At 44.7% G+C, this 9,150-nt stretch carries 8 protein-coding genes; 6 read left to right on the forward strand and 2 right to left on the reverse strand.

Annotated features, from left to right (window positions below; genetic code table 11):
- Positions 1 to 390: 390 nt before the first annotated feature.
- Both cas2 and cas1 read right to left on the reverse strand, forming a co-directional pair.
- Positions 391 to 696 (reverse strand): CRISPR-associated endonuclease Cas2, encoded by a 306-nt coding sequence (gene cas2, locus JNK13_03790; GenBank protein ID MBL7661857.1) that lies wholly within the window; start codon positions 694 to 696, stop codon positions 391 to 393.
- Positions 697 to 713: 17 nt separating this feature from the next.
- Positions 714 to 1,409, reverse strand: a complete 696-nt coding sequence (gene cas1 / locus JNK13_03795; protein ID MBL7661858.1) for a type II CRISPR-associated endonuclease Cas1 — start codon at positions 1,407 to 1,409, stop codon at positions 714 to 716.
- Between the two features lie 434 nt (positions 1,410 to 1,843).
- Here cas1 and JNK13_03800 point away from each other — a divergent pair, with 434 nt between their 5' ends.
- From JNK13_03800 to JNK13_03825, 6 genes are all read left to right on the forward strand, one after another.
- Complete coding sequence (locus JNK13_03800) at positions 1,844 to 4,201, forward strand: hypothetical protein (protein ID MBL7661859.1); 2,358 nt, start codon at positions 1,844 to 1,846, stop codon at positions 4,199 to 4,201.
- Between the two features lie 217 nt (positions 4,202 to 4,418).
- Positions 4,419 to 5,237 carry an SCO family protein gene (locus JNK13_03805; GenBank protein ID MBL7661860.1) on the forward strand — a complete coding sequence of 273 codons (819 nt, stop codon included), beginning with the start codon at positions 4,419 to 4,421 and terminating at the stop codon, positions 5,235 to 5,237.
- Positions 5,230 to 6,183, forward strand: a complete 954-nt coding sequence (coxB, locus tag JNK13_03810; protein MBL7661861.1) for a cytochrome c oxidase subunit II — start codon at positions 5,230 to 5,232, stop codon at positions 6,181 to 6,183. The genes JNK13_03805 and coxB overlap by 8 nt, the downstream gene beginning before the upstream one ends.
- 19 nt (positions 6,184 to 6,202) lie before the next feature.
- Complete coding sequence (gene ctaD / locus JNK13_03815) at positions 6,203 to 7,831, forward strand: cytochrome c oxidase subunit I (GenBank protein ID MBL7661862.1); 1,629 nt, start codon at positions 6,203 to 6,205, stop codon at positions 7,829 to 7,831.
- 19 nt (positions 7,832 to 7,850) lie between these two features.
- Positions 7,851 to 8,459, forward strand: a complete 609-nt coding sequence (locus JNK13_03820) for a cytochrome c oxidase subunit 3 family protein (GenBank protein MBL7661863.1) — start codon at positions 7,851 to 7,853, stop codon at positions 8,457 to 8,459.
- 42 nt (positions 8,460 to 8,501) lie between these two features.
- Positions 8,502 to 8,984 (forward strand): cytochrome C oxidase subunit IV family protein, encoded by a 483-nt coding sequence (locus JNK13_03825; GenBank protein MBL7661864.1) that lies wholly within the window; start codon positions 8,502 to 8,504, stop codon positions 8,982 to 8,984.
- Positions 8,985 to 9,150 lie beyond the last annotated feature (166 nt).

A 9,150-nucleotide genomic window follows, 5' to 3' on the forward strand; every position in this document is an offset into this window, starting at 1 on the left:
GCATACCTTTTTACTCGTGTGACGTGGTGTCGACCTGCGCTAGGCAAGTCTTTCTAAGCCCTTTCAGTAGCACGAATGCCACCTGATTCAGGTCTCTGTTTCGGCAGGGACAATTGTGCCCACCTATGACAGTTTCTTAGCTTTACACCAAAACCCACGTCTCATGACTACGTAAACTCTAGGCCTACGCAGTGAACTAAGTGCCCTAAAACAAGTGTCCCTTTTCAGGAACCAACCTCCATTCCGTTCCCTCAGTTCATAGATGCTCACACCTCTATGAACTTAGGAAAACTCAACATCTACACTCACTAGCTGGGATTTTGAAAGAACTGTCTGCATTCGCTAACATAGCCTCCTAATACAGTCAAACTTTGAGACATCTCGGGAATATCAAAATATTTCGAGCTGCTTCGGCGGGTTATCAGCTGATTGCTTTTCTTTAGCGTGATAAATTCTAACTTGTTTTATTTGCTCATCACCTAAACTGATTATCCGAATATCACCTTCCGCAGGTAAGATTGCGATCAGCTGCAATTCAGTAGGCTTTGACGCTTTAACTGTGGAAAAATGTCTCTGATAAACCGACTTTTGTAGCCTGGAAAAGCCTGAATGCCCCAGTTCTTTTCTAAAAACGCGATAGTCCCGCCTTGATTCGACTGTTACAGTAGAAATATCAAATAAAACTAAGAGCCACATAAAATAATATTTCCTGACTACACACTAATCACTGGTATAACTAACCTAGATTGATGCTGCTCAATACATTTTCGATAACTGACCACGTAATTCGTAAGGGCGTCTAAAAACGCAATCTTCTGGCCATTGACTTCAATTTGCGAAGTAAGCACAGAGAGTAAGGTCATCTTCGCATCGGGGGTTAAAGATTCAATTGAGTTCTTCTGCAATTCAACAACGACCAAATCTACGGATGGCCTTAAGGGCTCAATTAAATCATCAGCTAAAGCAAAAGCGTTCTGCCTGTGATGGTGATGAATTCCCAGCGCTGGATGTAACCCTGCAGAAGAAAGTGCGCGAGCAACTGCGCTGCGTATCAGCGCATAGCCATAATTGAGCAAGCTATTTACTCCTTCGCTCGCATCAGGGCGTCTTCGAAAATTCATGCCGAACAATAAAGGCCAGTAACTACGTGCTGCCTGAGCTTCAACGTTTGTGGAATCGCCAAGTAAAACTTTTCCAGCAAGCTTAATCAGCATTCCAGCATCGATATTAGATTTATTTAATACCACAGCTTGAGCATTAATTTTTGCACGAATGACCTGCTGCCATAAAATAGCCTTAAGTTCTGGGCTTGATGTAGTTTGCAGCTGTAAAATCTGTGCATGTAGTGAGTTCCCTGTTAGCGGTTGCATTAAAGCTTGAGGACAATATTTGTCGTCAAAAAGTATGATTGCTACACCAGCATGAGCTGGGCATTTAACGCTGGAACCGTTACTGAAATTTGCCTATTGCTAAGCATGACTATCGAAAGATCTTCAATAGCTACAGATACTTCGTCACGGCCGAGAAGCTTGACACTCAAAACTGAGTCTCGAATTGAGAGCTTTGCTGGGGATGCGATTTCTATAATCCGGCCGCTCATATGGATATTTTCTAAGATTTATGCTAGTTAAGCTAGCCTCTCGGCTAAAAATTTATAGCCACAGCCCCAGTTAGTTCTGGCGAGCCTGTTATTCTTTCTCATTTTATTTTGAGTAGTTACGTTTCTTGGCTTTGCGCTGTGTGGTGTTTCTCAACGTGGAAAATCATGCAGCCAAAGTCAACGAAGACTTTAGGTTAAAGCACGCATAGCTCTAGAGGTTGTGCGTATCAGAGGTTCTATGAAATGCCAAAAAAGAAAAAGCCCGGTCAAGGGCCAATTGTAACGCTGACCTTTGCTGGTCGCGTATTCGTTGAGGGTTATGCACGAGGGAAACCAGTTCCAGCGCACTTTCAGCCTTTCATCACTTCGCACGAAAAACTTAACGCAGCAATTCGTGCAATCGCTCAGTTCTTAAACTCTGCGCGTCTGGGGAAAATCGGCGAAACGCAAGAAGCAAGAGCACAACTTCAGGGTTGGGCTCGAACGATTTTGCGGCTCAAGCATGACTTCGGACAGTTTGCCTTTCAACAGGCGTCGAGATCTTGCAGTAGCTACGCTACGACTTTCAACTACGCTGATAGTTTAGAGGAAGCTGTGCGAAAAGCCCTGGAGTTGGCGTCTACAGACAATGAAAAAGCTGCCCTCGAAGGAATCATCGCAGATCTCCGGCACTACCGAAATGTATACGAGGATTGTGCCCAAGGAAACTTCTTCACGGAAAGTCTACTTGAGCCATATCGTCAATTCGGCTCTACGCTGCTTACGGAATGCATCTGCCAAGCACTACAACACATCCGGTCCTATCTCGGGCTACGAGATGATACCTGGCGGGATGCTCAGGCCAAATGGCTTAGCGAACTGGAGACTTGGAAAGCAACCGATCCAGACCGAAGTCGAGCTAAGTTGCTTGCGCTACGAGAGCAATACGACCCATTCACGGCAATCGAAAAAAGCCTTGGTCCAAATGGCAAAGGCCTACTTGGATCTTTGGATTACTTCAATTTCTTGCGAGAAACTTCAGCGCTCAACAACTGGCGTAATGAAGCTACTGCGCAAAGAATTGAAGTCAACGATCTAACGCAAGATGATTGGGATAAAATCAAGAAAAAACATCACCGCAATCGTGGCCTAGCACGGCTCGAGTGCCTCTTCAAGAAAAATCCAGAACTTCGTGCCCTGCACGGAGTTTACACGAGTTTCCTGAGAGAGGTCGGAGTACTGCCAGAGCCGCCGACATACACTGAGCCGCACTTCGTGCATCACCCCAGGTTTTTTGTGCTATCAGCAAGTGGTGGTTACAAAAATTTGGATTTAAGCCCGAGACCAAATTCTACGCTAGGTGCAGTCCAACTGCGTCTACTCGGCGAAGATTCAAACGGCACGTGGATCAAAGTGCAGTTCTTCAAGGACAGGCGCTTGAAACCTGTGCGAGCGGTGCGGGAAGATAAAGAAAGTAGTTCAGGTTACATCTACGACGACCCCATCGATGGGCCAAAGCCGATCACGTTCTGCGGAATCAGAATCAGGAAACAGGGTGACGTCTTTTACTTAGACATTACTGTGCAACTTGAAGCTAAGCCACAAAGCGAGGCAACAAAGGCGGTGAAGTTTAGTGGAGCTGAAGATGAAGCAGCAGGCGATAATCCAGGCAAAAAGAAAACGCCAAAAGCGTTAACTCTTGAACCTGGAACAGTCGTCGCAACTACTGTCTTTCACCCTGACGGCTATGCCTTCATTTGTGTCTGGGAAATCGGGCCTGACAATACTGTGCGTCTCCTTCGACAGTTGAAGGTTGAAGCACCGGTTGGCAAATCCGGATTCGGGCTTGGGCCTGGCGCTGAGTCAAGACTCACGGAACTTACCAAAAGTCAGCGTCGTAAGTCTGGGCGTCGGACAAAAGGACAAGGGCGCGTCAAGGGCGGAAAAAAGCATCTGCTCAACATCCGCACTCAGCGCAACAAGGAGCTAGCAAGCCGGATCATGAAATTCGTCTGCGGGCTTAAGTATGACTCAGGTAAAAGACGTTGGATACAAACTGGCCCAGCGGCAACAGTCCATTTGATGGAAAGTGCAAAGCGCCTGTCCTTTGGGACAGGTCAGAGTTCAGACCATAATCGTGAGATGCAGAATCTGGCAATTGCTGCACTTCTGGACTTGATCCGTAGCAAACGCAATGGTCCAAAAGTCACTAGTCAAGGCATGGATCTGCGCCACGGCATCAAGTCGTTTGAACGCAACCGCTTTGGCTGGGATGAAACATGCCCATGCTGTCGACAACTCGGCTTTCGTTATTCGATCGTCAAGTATGATTCAGATGGAAACAGGTTGCCTGTTGAAGAATGGATCAAGCGCGATTGGAATGGCGAGCATTTTGTCTGCCCAAATGGTTGCAAGAGTGATGGCAAGAACTACAAGGCTAGTGCGATGTATGTCGCCTGCTTTGGACTTCTAATGCATCTACTCGACCCGAGCTATCTTGATATCTACAGTAAGCGACCTGAAAAGGGTTCTCCTGAAAGGGATGCTGCTGTGATTGAGAGAGACAACGTGTGGGCTCAAGTGCTCCCAGAATTGCGAGCAGATCACAATCTTGTTGTTTAAATAGCTCGAAAATCTGATCGGAAGGGAGTGTGCGAATAACTCCCTTCCAATTTTTTTCTATTATATTATTTATATATTTCGGTTTGTCTTCGTTGAACTTGTGTTACCTCAAACAAACTTTCTAGCCTAACCTACTAAAATTACTGAGCTGAACTTCAAACATATGCGAGGCTTTAATAATCAGCCTGATTTTGTATACTGCGCCAGAATTGCCATAATGAAGACAGTAAGAAACATCGCCTATATTTTAATTTTGTTATCACTTGCCGTTGCGCCTCACGTTCTCGCTCTCGAAGACTCAGCCAGCGTGCCGCAGTCTTCCGGCATCACTGAAAATCTAGGTGCCCAAGTCGACCTCACTTTAGCTTTGACAGATCAAGACGGCACAACAAAACCGCTAGGAAAATACCTCGAAAACGGTAGGCCTACCATTATTGTTCCTGTTTATTTTCGCTGCCCAAGGCTTTGTAATTTCACCCTCAATGGACTTACCGATCTAATTAATCAACTACAAGCATTAGAGCTTGGTCGGGATTATAATATTCTAGCAGTCAGCATTAACCCTGAGGAGACTGCCGATCTTGCTACAGCAAAAGCTGAAAATTACTATAAAACACTGAAGCACCCAGAGAATGGGCCACGGGGTTGGAGATTTCTAACTGCCTCTCAAGATGTTATTAAAAAACTTACTGGAACGCTCGGTTTTGGTTTTACGCCTGACGGAACTGAATTCGCACACGCTGCTGGATTTATGATCTTATCGCCTTTTGGCAAAATTATGCGCTATTTTTATGGTGTTCTCTACGAACCTGAACAAGTCCGAATTGCCTTAATTGATGCATCCGAAGGCAGAATTGGAACAACTATTGATAAGATCTTTCTTTTTTGTTTTCGTTATGACCATACACAAGGCAAATATACATTTGCTGCATGGACACTAATGCGCGTGGTCAGTATAGCTGTCGTGTTATTACTATTTAGTTTCCTTATTTATTTAAGGCGCAAAGAGAAAAGTAGAGAGATTTGCAATGGCTAATATTTTTGCCAATACCTTTGATTGGATGCCGGTTCAAGGTTCAACTTGGGCAGAGCAAGTAGATTGGATCAACAATTTCATTACATACATATCAGTATTTTGCACTGTCGCAATTACTGGTGCGATGGTCTATTTTGGCATTAAGTATCGTCGCAAAACTGACAACGATCCAACGCCACATATCACTCACAATGCAGCACTAGAGATAGTCTGGACAGCAATTCCAACTGCAATTGTTTGCTTTGTCTTTTGGTATGGACTGGTAATTTACCGTGAGATGCGTAACCCCCCAAGCAATGCACAAGAAATCAATGTGCAGGCGGAAAAATGGCAATGGACTTTCGCCTACAATACCGGGAAAAAAGCCGTCAACGAGTTAATCGTTCCTGTCGGGCAACCAGTGCGTTTAATTATGCGCTCTAAAGACGTCAACCATAGCTTTTTCATTCCTGCCATGCGCGTTAAAGAAGACGTGATCGGGAACCAATATAACTACCTCTGGTTCGAAGCGAATCAGACTGGCCAATTCCCTATCTTTTGCACGGAATACTGTGGACTAGGCCACTCAGCTATGCTGGCAAATCTTCGTGTTGTCTCGAAAGAAGCATATCAGGATTTCATTAACGACCGTGCAGCTGGCGAAGAAGAGAAAACACCTGAAGCACTGGGCAAGAAGCTTTTTGCGGAAAAAGCCTGCGCAAGCTGTCACAGCACCGACGGTTCGGTTAAACCCTGTCCAACATTAAAGGGCGTTTTTGGTCATGATGTGGAACTTACAGATGGATCGAAAATTAAAGCCGACGAAAACTACTTGCGCGAATCATTGCTTAATCCAAACGCTAAAATCGTCAAAGGCTTTACGCCAAACGTAATGCCCTCACAACAAGGGCAATTGAGCGACGAGCAAGTCGACCAACTCATCGCCTATATCAAAACTCTTCAATAACAATTTTTAAGGAATAATTATGAGCGCACAAACAGAACAGCATAGCGATCGCAACTACCTCAACTGGGAAAAGGGATTTATGTCCTGGTGGATGAGTATCGATCACAAGCGCATCGGCTTAATGTATCTGATTGCAATCATTAGCTTCTTTGTGATTGGCGGCGTGGCAGCAATGCTTGTCCGGGCTGAGCTGTTCTCACACGGTAAAACACTCTACGATGCTGCAACCTACAACGTGATTTTCACTCTGCACGGCGTGATTATGATTTTCCTTTTTATTGTTCCGGGCGTCCCCGCAACTCTGGGGAACTTTATTTTGCCGTTGATGATTGGAGCAAAGGACGTTGCTTTCCCTAAAGTCAATCGCCTTAGTTTTTGGATTTATGTAACAGGGGCAGCGATCGCGTTTGTCGCCTTATTCATGCGCGTTGATACAGGCTGGACATTCTATGCGCCGTACAGCATTCAAAACGCACCGGGTGTCATCACCATGACTCTGGCTGCGTTTGTCTTGGGATTTTCTTCGATTTTAACTGGGCTTAACTTTATGGTCACAATCCATAAAATGCGCTGCCCTGGGATGAGTTGGGATCGTCTACCACTTTTTGTTTGGGCGCTTTATGCAACTTCAGTCTTACAGGTCGTAGCAACTCCAGTAATTGGAATCACGCTTTTACTCTTGATTCTAGAAAACGTAATGGGAGTTGGAATCTTTAACCCTCAGTTTGGAGGAGATCCTGTACTATTCCAGCATTTCTTCTGGTTTTACTCTCATCCAGTTGTTTACATCATGATTCTTCCGGCAATGGGCATTGTCAGTGAAATTATTCCGGTTTTCTCGCGCAAACCTATTTTCGGCTACAAAGCGATTGTGCTCTCCAGTCTAGGCATTGCAGCAATTAGTTTCATTGTATGGGCGCATCACATGTTTGTGGCTGGAATGTCTGACGCCGCTCGATACATTTTTTCGTTTATTACCTTCGCGGTGGCAATCCCGACAGCCGTAAAAGTATTTAACTGGGTTTCCACAATGTACAAAGGCTCGGTTTCTTGGGATGCACCGATGCTCTACGCTATGGCCTTTGTGTTCTTGTTCATGATCGCCGGATGTACTGGAATACATTTAGCAACTCTGGCAACAGACGCACATTATCATGATACTTACTTTGTTGTCGCCCACTTCCATTATACAATCCAGGGCGGTGCCGTAATTGGGTTATATGCGGGGCTACACTACTGGTTTCCACTGATGTTTGGCCGCACCTACAACAAGAAGCTCGCTGTAATTGCTTTCATCTTACTCTTTATCGGCTTTAACGGAACCTTCCTGCCACAGTTTGCACTTGGCATGGAAGGCATGCCACGTCGATACTATGACTACCCTGTAGAGTTTGAACCGCTCCACCGCATTTCCAGCATTTTCGCCTTCATTAATGGTTTTGGTTATTTGCTGGTTTTGGTCAACCTGCTCTGGGCAGCATTCTACGGTCCAAAAGCCAAGCAAAATCCATGGGGATCACTTTCACTGGAGTGGACAGCAGCTTGCCCACCTCCGCATGACAATTTTGAAAAAATTCCAACTGTCAACGATTGGCCTTACGGCTACGGAGTCGACGCGAAACCTCACGGCTCTGAAGCTCACGCATAAAAGGATGAATTAAGTACCTATGTCGCACGCTACAGAATTACCACCAGGACACTTTCATCATTTCGAACCAGAAACTGCCTATCATGCTTCGAAGTTTGGGATGTGGCTGTTTCTTGCCACCGAAGTTCTCTTATTTGGCGGATTATTTTGCGCCTTCGCAGTATTTCGTTGGGTTTATTTCGATCAGTTCCATGCTGCTTCAACAATGCTGGACTGGAGACTTGGTGCGTTAAACACGGCAGTATTACTGTTTAGCTCATATACCATGGTGCTTGGCGTTGATGCAGCGCAACATGGTAATAATAAAAAAGTTGTTTCGTGCCTGAATATCACGGTGATCTGCGCGTTAATCTTTCTTGTCGTTAAATATTTTGAGTATTCAGCTAAAATTGAGCATGGCCTTTTCCCTCCTAAGGAAATATTTTTTGGACTCTATTTTTGCATGACAGGCCTTCACGGATTACACGTCATTGCCGGCATGGGATTACTGCTCTGGGTGCGCTCATTGGCGAAGAAGAACCTTTTTTCAGAAACATATTATACCCCTGTGGAAGTCAGTGGACTATATTGGCACTTGGTAGATATGATTTGGATCTTTTTATTTCCACTACTGTATTTAGTTGGTTAACATTTTTAAGGCCCGGCATTTAATAAATTCAAAGGACAGCTTATGGGTGCGCATTCAGGACATTGGAAAAGACTTGGTGATGGTAAGTTAACACCTCAGGATTTTGAGGATGGTTTAGGCCATATTCTCTCGCAAAACGCCTATCGTAATACTTTACTGGCGTTATTATTTTTGACAATTGTTACTGTAGCAGTTTCAAGGATTGATTTCGGAGTATTAAATATAGTTGTCGCAATTGGAATCGCTTCAATCAAGGCGCTACTAGTTGGCATGTTCTTCATGCACCTTAAATTTGAAAAGCGTCTTATCATCGGCTACGCGATCTATCCACTAGTTTTACTATTCTTATTGATTTTTGGGACTCTTGGCGATCATGCAACACGAGTTTCAATCAAGCCACAAGGAGCCGAATTTGAGAGTTTTACAAATCCACTTCCAGCACTAAACCAGCAGCACGATGCCCATGCTAATCAGCAGCACGCGCCTGCTCATCCAACTGCTACAAGCCACAAAAACCAGCACTAAATATCAGTTTTAGTGCTGTCCTGCGCTATGATTTAGGTGGCTAATCACGCTTAAATTCCCTATACACTTGCTGCTTTACCTAGTAGCCAACTAAGGATTGGCTATCGTAGTAATTTTTTTGATCACAAACTAAAGAATCTCAGCTATATATCTTTATTATGAGCAC

This window comes from bacterium, assembly GCA_016786595.1.
In the GTDB taxonomy this organism is placed as follows: domain Bacteria; phylum Bdellovibrionota_C; class UBA2361; order SZUA-149; family JAEUWB01; genus JAEUWB01.

Bases quoted from the DNA above. Each gene is read 5' to 3' on its own strand.
- cas2 (MBL7661857.1), bottom strand. From the start codon at position 696: ATGTGGCTCTTAGTTTTATTTGATATTTCTACTGTAACAGTCGAATCA.
- JNK13_03800 (MBL7661859.1), top strand. From the start codon at position 1,844: ATGCCAAAAAAGAAAAAGCCCGGTCAAGGGCCAATTGTAACGCTGACC.
- JNK13_03805 (MBL7661860.1), top strand. From the start codon at position 4,419: ATGAAGACAGTAAGAAACATCGCCTATATTTTAATTTTGTTATCACTT.
- coxB (MBL7661861.1), top strand. From the start codon at position 5,230: ATGGCTAATATTTTTGCCAATACCTTTGATTGGATGCCGGTTCAAGGT.
- ctaD (MBL7661862.1), top strand. From the start codon at position 6,203: ATGAGCGCACAAACAGAACAGCATAGCGATCGCAACTACCTCAACTGG.
- JNK13_03820 (MBL7661863.1), top strand. From the start codon at position 7,851: ATGTCGCACGCTACAGAATTACCACCAGGACACTTTCATCATTTCGAA.
- JNK13_03825 (MBL7661864.1), top strand. From the start codon at position 8,502: ATGGGTGCGCATTCAGGACATTGGAAAAGACTTGGTGATGGTAAGTTA.